The organism is Agrobacterium sp. NPDC089420 (genome assembly GCF_044900305.1).
Lineage (GTDB): Bacteria > Pseudomonadota > Alphaproteobacteria > Rhizobiales > Rhizobiaceae > Agrobacterium.
Genome location: NZ_JBJDMY010000016.1, coordinates 39,310 through 60,138 on the forward strand (window position 1 = coordinate 39,310; position 20,829 = coordinate 60,138).

Genomic DNA, 20,829 nt, shown 5'->3' on the forward strand with positions numbered 1-20,829 from the left:
CCTCACTGATAAAGGGCGGGACGGGCAGGCAGTTCGATGGCGACGGCCGCCCCTTGCGTCTCCTGCGCGGCGACGCAGGCGTCGGAGGTGATGGCGGCGACATAGCCATCCCAGGAATTCGGCCCCGATGCCGTGCCCTTCGCGGCCGCATGGATGAAATCCTGCAATTCGACATCGTAGCTGGCGATGAAGCGATCCTTCCAGTCGGTGAGGATATCGTTTTCGAGCTTCGCGCCGAGACGCAGCTGGATCGCCATCGGCTCCGGCAGGCGGGCAATGCCGTCCTCGCCGACCACTTCGCACTGGATGTCATACCCATAGTGGCAATTGACGAAGATCTCGACGTCGATGACCGTGCCCTTGGCGGTTTCCAGAATGACGATCTGCGGGTCCTTCAGCTTCGCGTGGCTGCGGGCGGCGGAGCGGGGGAAAAGCACCCGCGCCGAGACATAGTCGTCATCAAGCAGCCAGCGCAGCACGTCGATTTCGTGAACGAAGGTATCGTTGATCGCCATCGGCGTCACATAATGTTCAGGAACCGTGGGGTTGCGATGGGCGGCATGGACGATGATCGGCGCGCCGATCTTCGTATCCACGGCCCGTTTCAGCGCCACGTAACCGGCGTCGTAACGGCGCATGAAGCCCACCTGAACCAGCCGTTTGCCATGCGCCACCTCGGCGTCGACGATGCGTCTTGCGCCTTCGGCCGTTGTCGCCAGCGGCTTTTCGCAAAAGCACGGCTTGCCGGCGGCAATGGCCGCCAGCACATATTGCTCATGCGTGGCACCCCAGGAGGTGACGAGCACGGCATCCACGTCGGGCGAGGCGATAAGCTCCTCGCCGGTGGCGAAGATGGCGGCATCCGGGGCGATGTCGTTCTTGACCGCCTCGGCCGAGGCGCGGTTGACGTCGCTCAGCGCAACGACCTTCGCGCCGCCCAGAACCTGATTGATACGGCGGGCGTGATCGCGCCCGATTGCGCCGGTGCCGACGACACCAATTCTCACAGTCATCTGAAATACCTCATTTCCAGTATTTGGCGACGTATCGCCGGGTTTCGCTGAGCATGAACCGCGCGCTTTCATCGACGCGATCTTCCCAGGCAAAGACGCAGTTCGACAGCACGCCATCGAATTTCATGTCGGCAAGCGTCGCAAAGAAGGTCTCCCAGTCGATCTCGCCCTGGCCGAAATCGGTGTGCTGATGCACCCGGACCTTCGAGCCGGGGGGATTGACGATGTAACGCAGCTGCGAGGACTTGTTGTGGTCATAGGTATCGGCAAGGCGCACATGCACCAGATGGCCTTCGGTCGCACGCAGGTTCGCCACCATGTCCGGCCCGTAAAAAAACGTATGCGGCGCGATGAAGGAGGCCTTTACCGCCTTGGAATTGATGGTCTTGATGATGTCGATGGCCGGCGCGATCTCCTCGATCCAGTCTTCGGGATGCGCCTCCAGCGACAGCACCAGCCCTTCCCGCTCGAGGATCGGCACCAGAATATCCATGGCGCGGAAGAACTGCGCCTCGCAGGTTTCCGGGCGGTGCAGGCCGGAACGGTCGTTGAGGCTACGCTCCGGCGAGCCGCCGCGGCCGAATTCCGAAACGAACATCGGGCATTCCATCTCGACGGCAATTTCGATGGCGCGTTTCCAGTTGTCGATCGCCACTTCCCATTCGTCCGGATAGGGGCTTGCCCAGCGATACATGGGCTGCAGGGTAGCGAGACCGACGCCATGGTCCTTCAGCGCCTTTTTGAATTCGGCGACCCGTTCGGGATAGACCTTCGGCCGTGTCCACCAGGAGAGGAAATCCGGGCGCGGCGAAAGTTCGACATAGTCATAACCGAGGTCTGCGACCTTGCGGCAGGTTTCGGCCAGGGAAAGGTGCCGGAACATGTGGGGATCGAGCGTATGTTTCATGGCTGTTTCCAGTAGAGTAATAGATGGACCGGGGCCGAAGCCCCGTCTATTTCGCGTAGGCGGACATGTTTTCGCGGGTGACGAGTTCGAAAGGCACCCAGAGCGTCTTTTCCGTGCCCTGCCCGGCAGCGGCCTTCACCGCCGTCTGCACGGAGACCTCGCCCTGCTTCGTCGCGTTCTGGTAAACGGTGATATCGAGATCGCCGGCCTGCATGGCGGCAAGACCGTCCGGCGTGGCGTCTATGCCGGCAATGACGACATCCTTCATCGAAACGCCTGCTGCTTTGAGCGCCTGCGCGGCGCCGATCGCCATTTCATCATTATTGGCGATAACGGCATCGAACTGGATGCCCGCCGTCAGCCACGAGGAGACAAGGTCCTGCGCCTGCGTGCGGCTCCAGTTCGCCGTCTGTTTTTCAAGGATGTCGATCTTGCAGTCCGGCTTGGAAAACACCGTTTCGACATCCTTGGTGCGCACCAGCGCCGCGTGGTTTTCCAACGGCCCCATCAGGATGACGGCCTTGCCCTTGCCGCCCATCAGCTTGCAGGCGGCTTCGGCTTCCATGGTGCCGGAATCGAGTTCGTTGGAACCGACAAAAGCCGTGCCGTCAGGCAGGCCGGTTTCCAGTTCCGCCGGCGGATGGTTGACATAGACAAGCGGAATTTTTGCGGCTGATGCGGCCTTGGTGATTGCGGCGGTGGCATCGCCATCCACGGCATTGACGATGATTGCATCGACGCCATTGGCGATGAAATTCTGCACCTGATTGAGCTGCTTTGATGGATCAAGCTGGGCATCCTCGACCAGAAGCTCGATGGTTTTATCGCGCCCGGCCTCGGCCCTGATGCCGTTGAGCAGGATCGTCAGAAACGGATTGTCGAAAGACGTCATCGAGACCGCGATGCGGGTCTCGGCAAGGGCCGGCGTCGCGAAAATGCAAAGTGCCGTCGCCATCAATAGTTTTCTCAAGGTTTCCTCCCGCGGAAATCGCCGCTGGTTCAATCATTCCGTGTCGCCGGAGCCGGCCATCCTGCCGGCTCCGGCGCGTTTGGCCTGCCCGGCGGCGCTCCCCGGGAGCGGAGAAGCCGCCTTGGCATGGCCATGGCTCAGTTCTTGGCCTGATAGTTCTTGAGGTTGTCAGGCGTGACGAGTTCGAAGGGCACGAAGACCTTCTTGTCCACCGCATCGCCCTTGGCGAGTTTCAGCGCCGCATCCAGCGCACCCTTGCCCTGGCCTGCGGCGTTTTGGAAAACGCTCACATCCAGATCGCCCGCCGCCATGGCGGCCAGCGCGTCCTGCGTGGCGTCGATGCCGGCGATGATGACGCTGTCCATCGACCGGCCGGCCGCCTTCAGCGACTGGATGGCGCCGATGGCCATCTCGTCATTGTTGGAAATGACGGCATCGAACTCCACACCGGCTGAAAGCCAGTTGGTCATCAGGTCCGAGCCTTGCGTGCGCGACCAGTTGGCGGATTGTTCCTCGACAAGCTTGATGAAGCTGCAATCGGGCGTGGCGACCACATCCTTGATATCCTGCGTGCGCATGCGGGCCGCCTGGTTGGAAAGCTCGCCCATCATCACCACGGCCTTGGCGTCCGTTTTGCCAGCTTCTTTCAACAGCCGGCAGACTTCCTGCGTCTGCAGCGTGCCGGACTGTTTTTCATCGGAGGCGACAAAGGCCTGCTTGTCCGGCAGGCTGTCGAGATTGACCGGCTGGCGGTTGACGTAAACGAGCGGAATACCGGCGGCGGCAGCGGCCTGCGAAAGCGCCACGGTCGCGTCCGTATCGACAGGATTGACAATGATGGCGTCGACGCCGGCAGCGACGAAGTTCTGCACCTGGCTCAGCTGCTTGCCGACATCGTTCTGCGCATCCTCGACCTGCAGCGAAACACCGCTCATGCCCTTGGAATAATCGATCATGCCGTTGCGCAGCACGGTCAGGAAATTATCATCGAACAGCGCCATCGAAACCCCGACGGTCTGCGCCGACGCACCCGTTGCCAGCATGGCGGCGAAAGCTGCAATTGCGAAATGTCTTTTCATGTCGTCCTCCTCCAAAACCCTTGAAAAGAACCGGCTGGGCGGGCTTGAGCGTGTTGCGCCGCCACCGCCTTCCGGCAAAGGCCGCCCCTTCGCCGCGAAGGAAAATCCGCAGCGTCAAACAGCCCTGAAATAATCTAATGTCGTGTGGGTCCGGCCTCCTGCCCGTTCCACCGGCGGCCAAGATTTCCTAGTCCGGCCCCGGCGTCAACGCGTCAGCAGCACGCAAAACCATCAAGCATGATAGAAACGGACACCGGGTTTATGATGGAATCTATCAAACCATCACAGGCTTTCAGGAACCCACAGATGCGCGGGCACAAAACGCTGCCCCGGCGTTTCCGCCATGCCGTGTTCGATGGTGTGAACCATGGTGGCCAGAAGGTCGGTGCAGAGTTCGCGCAGCGGGGTCTGGAAGACGCCGCTGATGCGCCTTTCCAGCAGCGCCTGACGGGACTCGGGCGTCAGTTCATTGACGAGGCAGACGATGTTTTCGTGCCGGTTTTCCTGCTGCAACGCCTCGATCACCCCTTCCATGCCGCCGCCGACGCAATAGATGCCGACAAGGTCCCGATGCTTGGCGATGGTATCCATGACCAGCTCATAGGTCAGCCGCCGTGTTTCCAGCGTGATCAATGCGTCCATCACCTCGAACTCCGGTGCATATTCGCGCATGTAGCTGCGAAAGCCGGTTTCGCGCAGCGAATGGCCATGGAACCGGTGGCCACCGAGGAGAAGAAGCACCTTGCCCCTGCCGCGCGCCAGCCGGGAGATCATCCACGCTGCCGTGCGCCCCACCTTCATGTTGTTGGCACCGAGATAGGCTTCCCGCACCCCCTGCGCGAAATCCGAAAGCAGCGAAAAGGTGGGAATGCCCCTGGTCTTCAGCGCCTCGACGGCGGCGGTGACATCGTGATGGTCCGGTCCCGTCGCGGCCACCGCCTGGACCCGGCCCTTCATGCCGGTCAGCAGCGCTGCCAGTTCGCCCGGCTCGCCGGACTGGGCGAATTCGATGCGCAGATTGAGATGACGATCACGGACGTTGCGCGCCGCAAGCTCCAGCTCGTCGGCAAAGGTCTGGTAAAAAGCGTGCCGTTCCTTGCGCAGGATGATGCCGAGACTGTAGGACGGCATATCGGCCAGCATGCGCTGGCGAATGATGTTTGTGGCATGGAAACCGATCTTCTCCGCCGCCTCGAACACCCGCCGCGCGGTCTCCTCCCGCACCGGCAGGCGACCATTCAGCACCCGGTCGACGGTGGCGACGCTGACGCCGGCGGCTTTTGCAACATCGGTGATGGTCGGACGCTTCATGTTGGCACCCCGCAAGCGGAAAGATTCCCGTCATATCTCGCAAAACATGTCACGGATGATGATGGAATCCAACATGGGTGAAGGGATATGGTAAGAGCGTCATGGGAAAAATGCTGAGGCTGCGTCTCTTGTGTGGCGCCTGCTTTACCATCCACCAGGACTAGCCGTTACGACTAGTCCGCCACGCCTCCTTCCCTCTCTTTGCTTGTCATCACGCCTCCTCCCCTCATCTCTGTGCTTTTCACAGAGATCCAGCCAGCCCAAGTCCTTGGGCTGAAAGGAGACCTTACCCGCCGCGCAGACGCGCGTCGGCTGGATTCCTGTGACAAGTACAGGAATGAGGGGGATTTTGGGGGCAAGGCGAGAAAATCGTCTGCCGAGTGGCCTGAATGGTTCCAATCACGCGGAATGAAACTACGGCAGCGGTATTCATACCCTTTTATAGCAGCATCCGCACCGCCTCACGACGGCATCCGCACCGTATCCCGATACCGAAGCCGCTTGTCCCGTCAGACCCGCTCCAGCGCCACGGCAATTCCCTGCCCGACGCCGATGCACATGGTGGCGAGTGCAAGCCGCTTGCCGGTCAGCGACAGTTCAAGCGCTGCCGTGCCTGCAATGCGCGCACCCGACATGCCAAGTGGATGGCCGAGTGCAATCGCGCCGCCATTCGGGTTGGCGCGCGCATCGTCATCGGCAATGCCAAGCTGGCGCAGCGTCGCAAGGCCCTGGCTGGCAAAGGCCTCGTTCAGTTCGATCACGTCAAACTGTTCCTGCTTCAGCCCGAGCCGAGCCAAAAGCTTCGCAGAGGCCGGGGCCGGGCCGATGCCCATGACGCGCGGCGGAACGCCCGCGGCGGCACCGCCGAGAATGCGGGCAATCGGCGTCAGACCGTATTTCTTCGCCGCTTCCGCCGAAGCGATGATGAGCGCGGCGGCACCGTCATTGACGCCCGACGCATTGCCCGCCGTCACCGTCGCGCCATCGCGCCTGTTCACCGGCTTCAGTTTCGCCAGCGCTTCGAGACTGGTCGCACGCGGATGTTCGTCCCTGGAGACGACCAGCGGATCGCCCTTGCGCTGCGGGATCGTCACAGAGACGATTTCCCTGTCGAGACGGCCATTGGCCTGCGCATCCGCCGCCTTCTGCTGGCTGCGCACGGCAAAGGCATCCTGATCCTCCCGCGACACCTGATAATCGACCGCGACATTGTCGCCCGTCTCCGGCATGGAATCGACGCCATATTGCGCTTTCATCAGCGGATTGACGAAACGCCAGCCGATAGTGGTGTCATAAATTTCGGCATTGCGCGAAAAGGCGCTGTCCGCCTTCGGCAACACGAAGGGCGCGCGGCTCATGCTTTCCACGCCGCCGGCGATCATCAGTTCCGCCTCGCCCGATTTGACGGCGCGCGCAGCCGCAATGACGGCATCCATGCCGGAGCCGCACAGCCGGTTGATGGTGGTTCCGGTCACGGAAACCGGCAGGCCGGCAAGCAGCAGCGACATGCGCGCCACATTGCGGTTATCCTCGCCCGCCTGGTTGGCGCAGCCGAAAATGACATCCTCGACCGCTTCCCAGTCGACAGACGGATTACGCTCGACAAGCGCCTTCAGCGGCACCGCGCCGAGATCGTCGGCCCGCACCGGGGAAAGCGCGCCGCCGAAGCGGCCGATGGGCGTGCGGATATAATCGCAGATGAATGCGTCGGTCATCGGTTTTTCCTTAAAGTTCCGGGGCGACGAGATCGGCGACATCGCCATCGACCGCCAAAGGCGCGCCGGTCATGGCCTGCAATTCCTCGAACGTCATCGCCGGCCGTTTTTCGCGCAGCACGAAACGGCCACCCACCACGTCGATCACCGCATGGCTGGTATAGATGCGGGTGATGCAGCCGACGCCGGTGAGCGGGAAGCTGCATTTTTCAACGAGCTTCGGCTCGCCGTTCTTGGTGACATGTTCGGTGATGACGAAAACCTGTTTTGCGCCATGCACCAGATCCATGGCCCCGCCCACGGCCGGCACACCCTTGGAGCCGACCCGCCAATTGGCGAGATCGCCATTCTGCGCCACCTGATAGGCGCCGAGGATCGCCACATCGAGATGCCCGCCGCGCACCATGGCGAAGCTGTCGGCATGGTGGAAGAAGGCGGCACCCGGCTTCAGCGTCACGGCCTTCTTGCCGGCATTGATGAGGTTCCAGTCCTCCTCGCCCTCCGGCGGCGCTTCGCCGAAATTCAGGATGCCGTTTTCGGTGTGGAAGATCGCCTGACGGCCGGGCGGCTGGTAACGCGCCACCATTTCCGGAAAGCCGATGCCAAGATTGACATAAGCGCCGTCCTCGATGTCCTGCGCCGCACGCCAGGCGATCTGGGCGTTGGAGAGCTTGATGTCTTCGCGGGTGTCGATGGTCGTGGTCATGCGTAGGCTACTCCGGCGCGAATGAGGACTTCTTCCTGTTGCGGATCGGGGATTTCCACGACGCCGTTCACAAAAATGCCGGGCGTCACGACATGCTCCGGGTCGATGTCGCCAGCGGCGACGATCCTGGAGACCTGCGCGATGGTGGTCTTTGCGGCCATGCACATCAGCGGGTTAAAATTGCGCCCCGCCTTGTTGTAGGTGAGGTTGCCATAGGTATCGCCAAGCTCGGCCTTGACGATGGCGAAATCCGCCTTCAGCCAGCGCTCCTGAACGTAAGAGCGGCCGTCAAATTCGGCGATGACCTTGCCCTCTGCCAGTTCCGTGCCGAAGCCGGTCGGGGTGTAGAAGGCGGGAATGCCGGAACCGCCGGCGCGGATGCGCTCGGCAAGCGTGCCCTGCGGCACCAGTTCCAGCTCGATTTCACCGGCCAGATAGCGGTCTGTAAAGGCGCGCGGATCGGAAGAGCGTGGGAAGGAGCAGATCATCTTTTTGACCATGCCGGCATCGATCATCGCGGCGATGCCGATGCGGCCATTGCCGGCATTGTTGTTGATGACCGTCAGGTTCTTCGGTCCCCTGTCGATCAGCGCATGGATCAGTTCGATCGGCGCACCGGAGCCGCCGAAACCGCCGATCATGATCGTCGCACCGTCGCCGATGCCGGAAAGCGCCTCTTCCGCGCTCTTGATTGTCTTGTCCATTCTCAAAGCCTCCTTCCAGCCGCGCGGATGGAACCGGCAAGGCTGCGTTGCCATGAGGTAAAGCCGAAATTGCCTCGACGGCAAGGATTTTGTGCGTTATATGATTTTTGTTCGTATATCGCACAAATGGAGGCGTGACATGGCCGTCAGCGAAAGAGACATGATGGGCGGTCTTGCCAAGGGATTGCGGGTGATCGAGGCTTTCAGCGCCGAGCGCCCGCGCCTGTCCATCTCCGACGCCGCCGAGATCGCCGGGCTGGACCGCGCCACCACACGCCGCTGTCTGCTGACACTTTCGGAGCTTGGATATGCCGCTTATGACGGCAAGTTCTTTACCGTCACGCCGAAGGTGCTGCGGCTTGGAACCGGCTGCCTCGCCACCATGCCGCTGCCGAAGATCGTGCAGCCGCTCATCGACCGTCTTTCGGAAGAGATCGGCCAGAGCACGTCGGTTTCTATCCTGGACGAGACGGAAATCGTTTATGTCGCCCGCGCCGCCCAGCAACGGGTCATGTCGATTGCGCTGATGCCGGGTTCGCGCCTGCCCGCCTATTGCACCTCGATGGGTCGTGTTCTGCTTTCCGCACAAACACCCGAGCGGCAGCGCGATATTCTCGGAGCCTCCCGGCTGGTGGCCCGCACGGAAAACACGATCACCGACATGGACGCCCTGCTCGCCGAAATCGAGATGACCGGCCATCGTGGTTATGCGTTGATCGATCAGGAAGTCGAAATCGGTCTTCGCTCCATCGCCGTGCCGCTGAAAAGCGTGCGCGGCCAGACGGTCGCCGCGCTGAATGTCGGCCTCGCCGCTTCGGTCGCCTCGATGGAGGATCTAGTGGCGCGTTACCTGCCCGCCCTTCTTGCCGTTCAGCGGGAACTGGCGAGAATGCTGGTCTGAGGCAGCGTCTGCCGCATGCCGGAATCGCCCATTTTGCGCTGTTCCGCGAGCCGCCAGGCGCGCGGCGTCATGCCGGTCTCGCGCCTAAAGAAGCGGTTGAAATAGGCCGGATCGGCAAAACCCAGCCCTTCGGCGATCATCTGCACGCTGGAAACCGTGAAGATCAGCTCCTGCTGGGCGATCTCGATCTGCCGCCTGGCGATCAGCCGCTGCAGGCTGAGGCCGGAAACCGAACGGACGAGCCGGTTGAGGTGGGTTTCTGAAAGGCCGAGTTTCTTCGCGTAAAACCCGGCTTTTTGCGGCTCGCGGATATGGCGGGCAATCAGCGACAGCAGCCGTTCGAAACGTTGCTCGGCAAGGCCCTCGCCGCTTGTTTCCAGAAGCGGTCGCGCCGCCCGTGAAAGAAGCGCAACCACGGTGGCGAGCTGGCCTTCGATCATCGCATCGCGACCAATATCGCGCGCCTCATATTCCATGGAAATCCGTTCGAAACCGCTGCGCAGGCCTTCTTTTTCGGCAAAATCCTGCAGCGGCAAAAGCACCGGCTGCTGGAAATTGCGCAGCAAAAGCGCCTGCACCGACGCCGGCAGCGCGCCCGGCAGCATGGTGACGATCACCCCGCCAATATCGCGGGAAAAACGGAAGCCGTGTTCGAAACCCGGCGGCACGATGATGGCGACCGGCGGGCGGATGGGCTCGATGCGGCCATCCAGCAACGCGTCGCCCTCACCACCAAAAATGTACAAGATTTGCAGGAAAGCCGAGTGGCGATGCAGCCCGATTTCGAAACGGTGCAGGCTGCTTCTCGAAAAAAGCGTCTCGCAATGGAAGCGGAAATCAGTGGCTTGCGCCGCTTCTTCGCCATAAAGCCCCTCATGCGCAGCAATCCGCATCTCACCCCACTCCTCCGCCTGATGGTCGGATTGTGCAATTTACGGACCGGAAAGTCCATTGAGCTTGTCGTATGCCTTGGTCAATTTCTTGACGGGAGACAAGTTCGGGAGGAAACAATGCGCACACAGGTCGTCATCATCGGCTCCGGCCCATCGGGGCTGCTGCTCGGCCAGCTTCTGGCGAGAGCCGGCATCGAGACTGTGATCCTCGACCGGGTCAGCAAGGATTACATCCTCGGCCGTGTCCGCGCCGGCGTGCTGGAGGAAGGCACGGTGCGGCTGATGGAAAAACTAGGCGCGGACAAGCGCCTGCGCCGGGAAGGCCTGCCGCATGACGGGTTTTCGCTGACCTTCGACGGTCGCGACCACCGTATCGATCTGTTCGATCTGACGGGCGGCAAACGCGTCATGGTCTATGGCCAGACCGAGGTGACCCATGATCTGATGGATGTGCGCGAGGCGGCAAGCCTTGTGACCATCTATGACGCCGCCAATGTCGAGCCGCATGATTTCGATGGCGAAAGCCCCTATGTCACCTATCGGAAAGACGGCGTAAGCCACCGGATCGATTGCGATTTTATCGCCGGTTGCGACGGTTTTCACGGGGTCAGCCGCAAATCCGTGCCGCAAGGCGCGATCAAGGAATTCGAGAAGGTCTATCCCTTCGGCTGGCTCGGCATTCTCGCCGATGTGCCGCCGGTCAACCACGAACTCATCTACGCCAACCACCCGCGCGGTTTTGCCCTCTGTTCCATGCGCTCAAACACGCGCAGCCGGTATTACATCCAATGTCCGCTGGAGGACCGGCCGGAAGACTGGAGCGACGAGCGCTTCTGGGATGAAATCCGCCGCCGCCTGCCGGAAAACCATGCGGATGAAATGGTGACCGGCCCGTCCTTTGAAAAATCCATCGCGCCGCTCCGGTCCTTCGTCAGCGAGCCGATGCGGTTCGGACGGCTGTTTCTGGCCGGCGACGCCGCCCATATCGTGCCGCCAACGGGCGCCAAGGGCCTGAACCTCGCCGCCAGCGACGTGCATTATCTGAGCGAGGCGCTGATCGAGTTTTATCACGGCAGGTCCGAGGCCGGCATCGATGCCTATTCGCAGAAGGCGCTGTCGCGCGTCTGGAAGGCCGTGCGTTTCTCCTGGTGGATGACGACGATGATGCACCGTTTTCCCGATACGGGCGATTTCGGCCAGCGCATCCAGGAGGCGGAACTCGATTATCTCGTGCAATCGCGCGCCGCTTCCACGGCGCTCGCGGAGAATTATGTCGGGCTTCCCTATTAGGTGCCCTGAGACAAGCGGTCTTATCTGTACCGTTCCCACATCCGTCACCCCGGACCTGATCCGGGGTCCAGCGCGATCAAGTCTTTGATCGCAAAAGACTCTATTCACGGCGCAGACGCGCCGTGGCTGGATTCCGGCTCAAGGCCGGAATGACGGAGGAAGACTCGCCCCGCGCATCAAAAACCCGTCTCAGTCCTCCCATCCAGCAACTCGCCCGCCGCTTCGCGAATAGCCTGCATCAGCAGCGACAGCGGCAGCGAGGGCTGCGTATCGGCCCGGACCGTCAGCCCCACCGGGCCGCTGGTGTCGCCGGTCTCCACCGGCAGGATCGCCAGAACGCCGTCGGCCACATCCGCCGCCACCACGCCCTCGGAGATGATCCAGATCGCATCGCTGGTGCGCAGAAAGGCGCGGCCGAAGGCATCCGACACGGTTTCGATGCGGATCGGCAGCGCCGGAACGCCGTTGGCGATCAGGAACTGCTCGACGATCGGCCCGATGACCGATTGCCGCGTCGGCATCAGCACCGGATATTCATGCAGGTGATCGAACACCGAAAGACCCGGCGATAAAAGCGGATGGCCGGCGCGCACCACGAAGCGCACCTTTTCCGAATAGAGGTGTTCAAAGGAAAAACCCGCCATTTTCTGTGGCGCGGCCAAACGCCCAACGACGAGATCGAGATCGCCGACGCGCAACTGCTCCAGCAGAACGGCGTTTTCGCCCGTCACGATCTTTACCGGGCTGCCGGTCCTTTCCGCCAGAAAACCGGCCATCGCCTTCGGCATGATCCGCACCGAAACCGTTGGCAAAGCGCCGATCCGCACCGGAGGACCGGCACGCGCCGCCTCCTGCGAGACCGAATCGACCGCCTGGCGCAGCGCCGTCATCGTCGCGCCGGCATGGCGCAGGAACACTTCGCCGTAGCGGCTGATGCGGATGCCGCGCCCCTCCCGGTCGAACAGCGAGACGCCGAGAATCTCTTCCAGTTCGCGGATGGTCTTCGTCACCGCCGGCTGGCTGACATGCAGGATTTCCGCGGCGCGGATGACACTCTTCTGGCGCGCCACCTCCACGAAAGTCTGCAGGTGGCGAAACTTGATACGCTGGTCGACCATGGCTCATATAATCCACAGGTTATGATTTTCATCGATAATGTCATTTTACTTAACCGGAACCGGCTTGCAATATCCTGAACCAAGAGGAGCACATCATGCATTTTCTGCGCTGCGGCGAGACCGTGATCCATTATCGCGCCAAGGGACTGGACAGCGGCAAACCGGTTATCGCCTTCATCAATTCGCTCGGCACCGATTTCCGCATCTGGGATGCGGTGATCGAGGCGCTGGGCGATGACTATGCCTATGTCCTGCACGACAAGCGCGGCCATGGGCTTTCCGATGTCGGTCATCCTCCCTATTCGATAGACGACCATGCCGGCGACCTGATCGAACTGCTCGATCATCTCGGCGTCAAAGGCGCGATCATCTGGGGCCTGTCGGTCGGCGGACTGATTGCCCAGGGGCTTTATGCCCGCCGGCCCGATCTCGTCCGTGCGCTGGTGCTCAGCAATACCGCCCACAGGATCGGCACGGCCGAGATGTGGAATGCCCGTATCGACAAGATCGCCGCCGATGGCCTCGCCTCGCTGGTCGATCCCGTCATGGAGCGCTGGTTCACGCCGGCTTTCCGCCAGCCTGACAATGCCGCTTATGCCGGCGCGCGCAACATGCTTTCGCAGCAGCCGGAAGCGGGTTATGGCGGCACCTGCGCCGCCATCCGCGATGCGGACTTTACCGGTGAGGCAGGCCGCATCGCCGTGCCGGCGCTCTGTGTCGCGGGGGATCAGGACGGCTCCACCCCGCCGGAACTGGTGCGGTCGCTTGCCATTCTCATCCCCGCGAGCCGCTTCGCCACCATTGCCGGCTGCGGCCATATTCCCTGCCTTGAACAGCCGCCTGCCTATGCGCAGACGGTCGGCGATTTTCTCAAGACCTTGCCGGAGCATTGACCGATGGCGGACCATATCGACAAGAACGAACGTTTCGAACAGGGCATGAAGACCCGGCGCTCCGTGCTCGGCGACGCCCATGTCGACCGGGCGCAGACGGTGACGACCGGCTTCGACCAGCCCTTCCAGCAGCTCATCACCGAAGCCGCCTGGGGCACGGTGTGGTCCGGCAACCACTGGACGAAGCGCGAGCGCTCGATGGTGACCATCGCTTTGCTCGCGGCACTGGGGCAGGATGAGGAGCTGGCCATGCATGTGCGTGCCACCGCCAATACCGGCGCCACCGAAGCCGATATCCGCGAGGCGCTGCTGCATGTGGCGATCTATGCCGGCGTGCCCGCCGCCAACCATGCTTTCAAGATCGCCAAGCTTGCCCTGGCCAGCATGAAGGCCGATAGTTCCCCTGATAATTCTGGCGATGGGGAGGAGACGAAATGAGCAACCAGCCGCCCGAGACCGGGCCGTTCTTCGCGCGCAACCGCGACATTCACCCGCTGGCCTATGCGCCCGGCTACAAGACCTCGATCCTGCGCTCGCCGCAGCGCGCGCTGATTTCGCTGGAAGGCACGAAAAGCGAGATCACCGGTCCCGTCTTCGGCCACGGCATGCTCAACCCGCTGGATAACGACCTCATCCTCAACTATGCCCGCCCCGGCGAAATGCCCGTCGGCCCGCGCATTCTGGTGCACGGCCGGGTGCTGGACGAACGCGGCCGCGGCGTGGATGGCGCGCTGGTGGAGTTCTGGCAGGCCAATGCCGGCGGCCGTTACCGCCACAAGAAGGAAAGCTACCTTGCCGCCATCGACCCGAATTTCGGCGGCGTCGGCCGCACGATCACGGATGAGAACGGTTATTACTGGTTCAAGACCATCCAGCCGGGTGCCTATCCCTGGCCGAACGGCGTCAATGACTGGCGGCCGGCCCATATCCATTTCTCGGTCTTCGGCCACGGCTTTGCCCAGCGGCTGATCACCCAGATGTATTTCGAGGGCGATCCGCTGATCTGGAAATGTCCGATCGTCAAGACGATTCCGGATGAGGATGCCATCAGGCGGCTGATCGCGCCGCTGGACATGAATGCGACGCTGCCGATGGACATGCTGGCCTATAAGTTCGATATCGTCCTGCGCGGCCGCCGCTCGACCCTTTTCGAAAACCGCATGGAGGGCAACTGACCATGGTTCAGCCGCTCAATTATTTCAAGGAAACCGCCTCGCAGACGGCAGGCCCCTATGTGCATATCGGCTGCACACCGAATTTCGTCGGTATCGAAGGCGTGTTCGAAAAGGATCTGGGGTCCGGCGCGCTTTATAACGACAAGGCCCGCGGCGAGCGCATCAGCGTGCGCGGCACGGTCTATGACGGCGCGGGCATGGCGCTGAAGGACGCGCTGATCGAAATCTGGCAGGCGGATTGCGACGGTTATTACAACAGCCCGAGCGAAACCCGCGGCAAGGCCGACCCGAATTTCACCGGCTGGGGCCGTTCGCCCGGCGACATGGATACCGGCGAATTCGTCTTCGAGACCATCAAGCCCGGCACGGTGCCGTTTCGCGACGGCCGGCCGATGGCGCCGCACATCACCTTCTGGATCGTGGCGCGCGGCATCAATATCGGCCTGCAGACCCGCATGTATTTCCCGGAAGAACAGGAGGCCAATGCGGCCGACCCGGTTCTTGCCCGTGTTGAGCAGAAGAGCCGCATCGCCACGCTTGTCGCCAAAAAGGAGGAAGGCAACGTCTATCGTTTCGATATCCGCCTTCAGGGCGACGGCGAAACCGTGTTTTTCGATATCTGACGCATATCGCGCAAAAGTGTGCAGCGGTTTTGCGACGACGATATGCGCAAAAGAAAGCGAGCCGGAAGATGAGCCTTTCCCCCTTCGAGCATCCGTTCCTGTCCGGCCTGTTCGGCGACAGCGAGATCGTCGAGCTTTTTTCGGCGAAGGCGGATATCGATGCCATGGTCCGTTTCGAGCAGGCACTGGCCGAAGCGCAAGCCGCGGCCGGCCTCATCCCCGAGACGGTGGCGGAAGCGATCGTTTCGGGACTTGCCGGCTTCGCCGCCGACATGACGGCGCTTCGCCATGGCGTCGCGAAGGATGGCGTGGTGGTGCCGGAACTGGTGCGGCAGATGCGGGCGGCCGTCCCCTCTGCCGCAGCGGAGACGGTGCATTTCGGCGCGACCAGCCAGGATGTCATCGATACCAGCCTGATGCTGCGGCTGAAGATGGCGGCGGAAATCATCGCCGCCCGGCTCGGCCGGCTCATCGATGCGCTGGCGGACCTCGCCTCGCGCGACGGCCATAACCCGCTGACGGGCTATACCCGCATGCAGGCCGCCATCGGCATCACCGTCGCCGACCGGGCGGCAAGCTGGATCGCGCCGCTGGAACGCCACCTGCTGCGGCTTGAAACCTTTTCCCAGAACGGCTTTGCCCTGCAATTCGGCGGCGCGGCCGGCACGCTGGAAAAGCTTGGCGACCATGCCGCTGCCGTGCGCACCGATCTCGCCAAACGCCTCGGCCTTGCCGACCGGCCGCAATGGCAGAGCCAGCGCGACGGCATCGCCGAATTCGGCAATATTCTCTCCCTCATCACCGGCGCGCTCGGCAAGTTCGGCCAGGATATCGCGCTGATGGCGGAACTGGGTGCGGAAATCCGCCTCTCCGGCGGCGGCGGCTCCTCGGCCATGCCGCACAAGCAGAATCCGGTGAATGCCGAAACGCTGGTGGCGCTTTCGCGCTTCAATGCCGTGCAGATCTCCGCGCTGCACCAGTCGCTTGTGCATGAACAGGAAAGGTCCGGCGCGGGCTGGATGCTGGAATGGCTGACGCTGCCGCACATGGTGACGGCGACGGGCGCTTGCCTGCTGATCGCCGAACGCCTCGCAGGCCAGATAGACAGGTTGGGCGCGGGCGGGGACTAGCCGAAAATCCTTGGACCTCGCCGTGAATCAGCCTCCCCCAACGCCCCGGGCAAGCGCTTCGGCGGCCGCGTTCCGATGCGTTGAAAACGCTTGCGCCTCTGCGCCTTAGCCATTGATAAAAAAAGACTTTCTGAAACGGGACAGAAGCAGAAAAAACAGCCCTCCAGCTGCTTTTTAACGGGGTGAAGCGCTTGACACAAAAATGAACTAACTGGTACAAACAATCATATCGAAACGGTGCCGGCGGCGGGAAGAAAAAGCCTTCGGCGCAGGTTCGGACGAATGGAGGGCTTTGGCGCCGCAAGGTTTCCAGAGCGATGCGGACAAGGCGGAACGTCTGTCCGGACCCGAACGGGTTGGGAGGAAGAATGTCTTACAGTCTCGATTTTTCAGCGGTCCTGGACCAGCTGCCCGAGCTGCTTTTGGCCTGTCTGGCAACGATCGGCCTTGCCATTGCCGGCATGTCGCTGGCAACCGTCATCGGGGTGTTCGGCGTCATCGCCCGCCGGTCGCGGTTCCGGCTGCTGCGCGGCCTCGTCATCGGCTTTGTCGAAGTCATCCGCAATACGCCGTTTCTGGTGCAGATATTCTTCATCTTCTTCGCCCTGCCGCAGATCGGCATAAAGCTCAATCCCACGGTCACCGCCATCATCGCGCTGGCCCTCAACGGCGGCGCTTATGCCATTGAAATCATTCGCGGCGGCGTCGATTCCATTCCGAAGGGCCAGGTGGAAGCGGGGCTGGCGCTCGGCCTGCACCGCGCGCAGATCTTCCGCCACATCATCCTGAAGCCGGCGCTGAGGGCCGTCTATCCCTCGCTCACCAGCCAGTTCATCATGCTGACGCTGACGACCTCCGTCTGCACCTCGATTGCCGCCTACGAGCTTACCTCGGTGGCGCAGAAGATCGAGGCGGACACCTTCCGGTCGTTCGAGGTCTATTTCTCGATCACCCTGCTTTATCTCGTCATTTCCTCGCTGATGATGGGCATCTTCTCGCTCATCTCCCGCGCATCGTTCAGCTATCCGGTCAAGTGAGGAGAAGACAATGGCTTCCATCGGTCCCAACGAACTCTTCTTCCTGCTGCAAGGCCTGAAATGGACGCTTGCCTTGACCCTGATCGGCTTTATCGGCGGCGGCGTCTTCGGGCTGTGCGTGGCTCTGGCCCGCGTTGCCGATAATGTCGCGATCCAGCGGGCCAGCACCGGCTATATCGCCGTTTTCCAGGGCACGCCGCTTCTGATGCAGCTTTTCGTCGTTTATTACGGCGTGGCGCTTGCCGGCCTCAATGTCGATGCCTGGATTGCGGTGGCCATCGCCTTTACCCTGCATGCCAGCGCCTTTCTCGGCGAAATCTGGCGCGGCGGCATCCAGGCGGTGCCGAAGGGCCAGACGGAAGCCGCCAATGCGCTCGGCCTGCATTACGTATCGCGCATGAAGGACGTGGTCCTGCCGCAGGCCTTCAAGATTTCGCTGCCGGCCACCATCGGTTTTCTCGTGCAGCTCATCAAGGGCACCTCGCTTGCGGCAATCGTCGGTTTTGTCGAGCTGTCGCGCGCCGGTCAGATCGTCTCCAACCAGACGTTCCGCCCGCTCACCGTCTTCGCCCTCGTCGGCGTCATCTATTTCCTGATCTGCTGGCCGCTCTCCCTGTGGGGCGCCGGCGTCGAAAAGCGGCTGCAGGCCGCGTCCAGATAATCAAAATCATCTCATCAGCTTTGTAAGGAGGAGCAAAAGATGAAAACCACCAGCATGAAATTCTCACGTCGCACCCTCATGGCGCTCGCCGCGGCAGCGGTTGCCCTGCCCTTCGTCGCACCGGCCGACGCTTTCGCCGGCACGGTGGAAGAAGCCAAGGCCAAGGGCAAGGTCGTCATCGGCATTCAGGGCGACAATTCGCCCTGGGGCTTCGTCAATTCCAGCGGCGTCCAGGACGGTCTCGATGCCGATATCGGCAAGGCCTTTGCCGACTATCTCGGCGTCAAGGTCGAGTTCGTGCCGCTTGCAGTGGCAAACCGCATCCCGGCGCTTCTGACCGGCAAGGTCGATGTGCTTTTCGCCACCATGGGCATGACCGCCGAGCGCGCCAAGACCATCCAGTATTCCAAACCCTATGCCGGCAACGTGCTCTCCGTTTATGGCCCCAAGGACAAGAAGATCGCCGGTTATGACGATCTGACCGGCATTGCCGTCGGCGTGCCGAAGTCCAGCGCCATGGACACCGCGATCACCGCCGGCGCCGGTTCCAAGGCCAATATCCTGCGTTTCGACGATGACGCCGCCAATATCCAGGCGTTGATTTCCGGCCAGGTCGAAGTGGTCGGCGGCAACCAGTTTTATGGCGACCGTCTGAACAAGGCGGCCGAAGGCAAATACGAATCGAAGTTCGACCTGACGACGCTTTATAACGGCGCCGGCACCCGTCCGGGCGAAAAGGACTGGAACGAGACCATCAACGCCTTCCTCGACAAGATCAAGTCGGACGGCCAGCTGGCCAAGATCTATGACAAGTGGATGAAGCGCGAAGTGCCGGCCTTCCCGGACAGCCTGCCCGACATTCCGTTCACCGTGAAGTGAGCGTCGCACGAGGCTGGTATCGGGAGGAACAACCGATGGGAATTTTAAAAAACCAGACAGGTTGGCGGACAGCCCTCGCAGTCGGATTGGCAGCCTTGCTGCCGATCCTGACCCCCGCAGGTGCAGATGCCAGAACGCTGGAAGACGCAAAATCCAGCGGCAAGGTCGTCATCGGCATCCAGGGCGACAATGCGCCCTGGGGCTTCATAAACTCCGCCGGTGTCCAGGAAGGCTACGATGCCGATCTGGCAAGGGGGTTTGCGGATTATCTCGGACTGAAGGTGGAGTTCGTGCCGCTTGCCGTCGCCAACCGCATTCCTTCGCTGCGCACCGGCAAGGTCGACGCGCTGTTCGCATCGATGGGAATGACGCCGGAGCGTGCAAAGAACGTGCAATATGCGCAGCCTTACGCCCATAACGTCATGTCGGTCTATGCCACCAGGGACAGGAAGATCGCCGGTTTCGACGACCTGACGGGAATGACCGTCGGCGCGCCGAAATCCAGCCCGATGGATACGGCCTTGACCGCCGGCGCAGGCACCAAGGCGAATATCCTTCGCTTCGACGACGATGCCGCCACCATCCAGGCCATTCTGTCGGGCCAGATCGAGGCGATCGGCGGCAACCAGTTCTACGGCGATCGTCTCGCGGCCGCCGGCGGCAAGGATTACGAGGTGAAGTTCGATCTCGTGACCCTCTACAACAGCGCCGCCACACGCCCGGGGGAAAAGGACTGGAACGAAGCGCTGAACGCCTATCTGGACAAGATCAAGGCCAATGGCGATCTCGCGAAAGTCTACGCCAAATGGATGAAGCGCCCGGTGCCGCAGTTCCCGGCCTCGCTTCCGGACATCCCCTACACCGTCAACTGAAACCGCTGCCAGGCACGAAGGAAAGTTCCATGCCGCAATCCGCCGCTCAGGCTCCGCTGATCGCCCTCGAAGGGGTTGGAAAGTGGTATGGAGCCTTCCACGCGCTTAAAAACGTCAACATGACGGTTCGCAAGGGTGAAAAAATCGTCCTTTGCGGGCCGTCGGGTTCGGGAAAATCCACCCTCATCCGCTGCATCAACCATCTGGAGGAAATCCAGGAGGGCAAGATCACGGTCGAGGGAACCACGCTTTCGGATTCCAGCCGCGCCATCGATGCGGTGCGCCGCGAAGTGGGCATGGTGTTCCAGAGCTTCAATCTTTTCCCGCACAAGACCATCATGGAAAACTGCACGCTCGCCCCCATGCGGGTGAAGGGGGTCTCGAAAGCCGATGCGGAGGCGACCGCGCGCAAATATCTGGAGCGCGTGCGCATTCTCAACCAGGCGGACAAGTACCCCGCCCAGCTTTCCGGCGGCCAGCAGCAGCGCGCGGCGATTGCCCGGGCGCTGTGCATGGAGCCGAAAGCCATGCTGTTCGACGAACCGACCTCGGCGCTCGACCCGGAAATGGTGAAGGAAGTGCTCGACACCATGATCGGCCTTGCCCGCGACGGCATGACGATGATCTGCGTCACGCATGAAATGGGTTTTGCCCGGCAGGTGGCCGACCGCGTGGTCTTCATGTCGGAAGGCGAGATCATCGAGGAAGGTCCGCCGGACGAGTTCTTCCGTGACCCGAAGCACCAGCGCACGCGCACGTTCCTCGGCGAAATCCTCGCTCACCACTGAGATTCGCCCTGTGTCTCCGGACCTGGGCGACCTCCCGGCATACGCGACGGCATCCTCGGGCGTGACCCGGGGATTCATGAAATTCAGCGGATGACACCGCCTCTGGTCGAAGCCCGAGGATGACGAAGGAGAGGTTTCAGCACCTCGCCAGCAACCTGATCGGC

General features: G+C 61.9%; 22 protein-coding genes. 12 read left to right on the forward strand and 10 right to left on the reverse strand.

All coding sequences use genetic code 11. From position 1 onward, the window contains the following. Positions 1–2: 2 nt before the first annotated feature. From ACI2KA_RS21375 to ACI2KA_RS21410, 8 genes are all read right to left on the reverse strand, one after another. The gene (locus tag ACI2KA_RS21375) at positions 3–1,013 is read right to left on the reverse strand and encodes a Gfo/Idh/MocA family protein (protein WP_404504467.1); all 1,011 of its coding nucleotides are present in this window, start codon (positions 1,011–1,013) and stop codon (positions 3–5) included. Between the two features lie 10 nt (positions 1,014–1,023). Continuing rightward, positions 1,024–1,920, reverse strand: coding sequence for a sugar phosphate isomerase/epimerase (locus tag ACI2KA_RS21380; protein ID WP_279658260.1), 897 nt, complete (start codon positions 1,918–1,920; stop codon positions 1,024–1,026). Positions 1,921–1,966: 46 nt separating this feature from the next. Further along, positions 1,967–2,875 carry a substrate-binding domain-containing protein gene (locus ACI2KA_RS21385; RefSeq protein ID WP_404504468.1) on the reverse strand — a complete coding sequence of 303 codons (909 nt, stop codon included), beginning with the start codon at positions 2,873–2,875 and terminating at the stop codon, positions 1,967–1,969. 152 nt (positions 2,876–3,027) lie between these two features. Beyond that, on the reverse strand, positions 3,028–3,969 hold the full coding sequence (locus tag ACI2KA_RS21390) for a sugar ABC transporter substrate-binding protein (protein ID WP_404504469.1): 942 nt from the start codon (positions 3,967–3,969) through the stop codon (positions 3,028–3,030). A 282-nt stretch (positions 3,970–4,251) separates the two neighbouring features. Beyond that, a complete protein-coding gene (locus ACI2KA_RS21395) occupies positions 4,252–5,280 on the reverse strand; it encodes a LacI family DNA-binding transcriptional regulator (protein ID WP_404504470.1) in 1,029 nt (342 codons plus the stop codon). 509 nt (positions 5,281–5,789) lie between these two features. Then, positions 5,790–6,995 (reverse strand): 3-oxoadipyl-CoA thiolase, encoded by a 1,206-nt coding sequence (gene pcaF / locus ACI2KA_RS21400; protein ID WP_404504471.1) that lies wholly within the window; start codon positions 6,993–6,995, stop codon positions 5,790–5,792. Between the two features lie 10 nt (positions 6,996–7,005). Further along, positions 7,006–7,701, reverse strand: a complete 696-nt coding sequence (locus tag ACI2KA_RS21405; RefSeq protein WP_404504472.1) for a CoA transferase subunit B — start codon at positions 7,699–7,701, stop codon at positions 7,006–7,008. Further along, the gene (locus ACI2KA_RS21410) at positions 7,698–8,405 is read right to left on the reverse strand and encodes a 3-oxoacid CoA-transferase subunit A (RefSeq protein WP_404504473.1); all 708 of its coding nucleotides are present in this window, start codon (positions 8,403–8,405) and stop codon (positions 7,698–7,700) included. Before ACI2KA_RS21410 ends, ACI2KA_RS21405 begins: the two co-directional genes overlap by 4 nt. 139 nt (positions 8,406–8,544) lie before the next feature. Between ACI2KA_RS21410 and ACI2KA_RS21415 the strand changes: the two genes are divergently transcribed. Next, on the forward strand, positions 8,545–9,306 hold the full coding sequence (locus tag ACI2KA_RS21415; protein WP_404504474.1) for an IclR family transcriptional regulator: 762 nt from the start codon (positions 8,545–8,547) through the stop codon (positions 9,304–9,306). Here the strand turns inward: ACI2KA_RS21415 and ACI2KA_RS21420 are convergent. Beyond that, positions 9,276–10,199: a helix-turn-helix domain-containing protein gene (locus ACI2KA_RS21420; RefSeq protein ID WP_404504475.1), complete on the reverse strand. Its 924-nt coding sequence runs from the start codon at positions 10,197–10,199 to the stop codon at positions 9,276–9,278. The two genes, ACI2KA_RS21415 and ACI2KA_RS21420, sit on opposite strands and share 31 nt — an antisense overlap. A 117-nt stretch (positions 10,200–10,316) precedes the next feature. Here ACI2KA_RS21420 and pobA point away from each other — a divergent pair, with 117 nt between their 5' ends. Beyond that, positions 10,317–11,489 carry a 4-hydroxybenzoate 3-monooxygenase gene (pobA, locus tag ACI2KA_RS21425; RefSeq protein WP_404504476.1) on the forward strand — a complete coding sequence of 391 codons (1,173 nt, stop codon included), beginning with the start codon at positions 10,317–10,319 and terminating at the stop codon, positions 11,487–11,489. A 176-nt stretch (positions 11,490–11,665) separates the two neighbouring features. Here the strand turns inward: pobA and pcaQ are convergent, their stop codons facing one another. Continuing rightward, positions 11,666–12,607: a pca operon transcription factor PcaQ gene (gene pcaQ / locus ACI2KA_RS21430; protein ID WP_404504477.1), complete on the reverse strand. Its 942-nt coding sequence runs from the start codon at positions 12,605–12,607 to the stop codon at positions 11,666–11,668. 95 nt (positions 12,608–12,702) lie between these two features. On the opposite strand from pcaQ, the gene pcaD reads away from it, so the two are divergent. The 10 genes from pcaD to ACI2KA_RS21480 all read left to right on the forward strand — a co-directional run bounded on the left by pcaD (position 12,703) and on the right by ACI2KA_RS21480 (position 20,665). Then, positions 12,703–13,500 carry a 3-oxoadipate enol-lactonase gene (gene pcaD, locus ACI2KA_RS21435; RefSeq protein ID WP_404504478.1) on the forward strand — a complete coding sequence of 266 codons (798 nt, stop codon included), beginning with the start codon at positions 12,703–12,705 and terminating at the stop codon, positions 13,498–13,500. Positions 13,501–13,503: 3 nt separating this feature from the next. Beyond that, the gene (gene pcaC, locus ACI2KA_RS21440; protein ID WP_404504479.1) at positions 13,504–13,938 is read left to right on the forward strand and encodes a 4-carboxymuconolactone decarboxylase; all 435 of its coding nucleotides are present in this window, start codon (positions 13,504–13,506) and stop codon (positions 13,936–13,938) included. Then, the gene (pcaH, locus tag ACI2KA_RS21445) at positions 13,935–14,675 is read left to right on the forward strand and encodes a protocatechuate 3,4-dioxygenase subunit beta (RefSeq protein ID WP_003505508.1); all 741 of its coding nucleotides are present in this window, start codon (positions 13,935–13,937) and stop codon (positions 14,673–14,675) included. The genes pcaC and pcaH overlap by 4 nt, the downstream gene beginning before the upstream one ends. A 2-nt stretch (positions 14,676–14,677) precedes the next feature. After that, positions 14,678–15,298 (forward strand): protocatechuate 3,4-dioxygenase subunit alpha, encoded by a 621-nt coding sequence (pcaG, locus tag ACI2KA_RS21450; RefSeq protein WP_404504480.1) that lies wholly within the window; start codon positions 14,678–14,680, stop codon positions 15,296–15,298. A 68-nt stretch (positions 15,299–15,366) separates the two neighbouring features. Beyond that, positions 15,367–16,428 (forward strand): 3-carboxy-cis,cis-muconate cycloisomerase, encoded by a 1,062-nt coding sequence (locus ACI2KA_RS21455; protein WP_404504481.1) that lies wholly within the window; start codon positions 15,367–15,369, stop codon positions 16,426–16,428. A 368-nt stretch (positions 16,429–16,796) separates the two neighbouring features. Next, the gene (locus tag ACI2KA_RS21460; RefSeq protein ID WP_404504482.1) at positions 16,797–17,465 is read left to right on the forward strand and encodes an amino acid ABC transporter permease; all 669 of its coding nucleotides are present in this window, start codon (positions 16,797–16,799) and stop codon (positions 17,463–17,465) included. Positions 17,466–17,475: 10 nt separating this feature from the next. Continuing rightward, the gene (locus ACI2KA_RS21465; RefSeq protein WP_404504483.1) at positions 17,476–18,126 is read left to right on the forward strand and encodes an amino acid ABC transporter permease; all 651 of its coding nucleotides are present in this window, start codon (positions 17,476–17,478) and stop codon (positions 18,124–18,126) included. Positions 18,127–18,165: 39 nt separating this feature from the next. After that, entirely contained in the window at positions 18,166–19,005 is an 840-nt protein-coding gene (locus ACI2KA_RS21470; RefSeq protein WP_404504484.1) for a transporter substrate-binding domain-containing protein, read from the forward strand. A gap of 35 nt (positions 19,006–19,040) precedes the next feature. Further along, complete coding sequence (locus ACI2KA_RS21475) at positions 19,041–19,877, forward strand: transporter substrate-binding domain-containing protein (RefSeq protein WP_404504485.1); 837 nt, start codon at positions 19,041–19,043, stop codon at positions 19,875–19,877. A 29-nt stretch (positions 19,878–19,906) separates the two neighbouring features. Further along, a complete protein-coding gene (locus ACI2KA_RS21480) occupies positions 19,907–20,665 on the forward strand; it encodes an amino acid ABC transporter ATP-binding protein (RefSeq protein ID WP_404504486.1) in 759 nt (252 codons plus the stop codon). Positions 20,666–20,829: the final 164 nt, after the last annotated feature.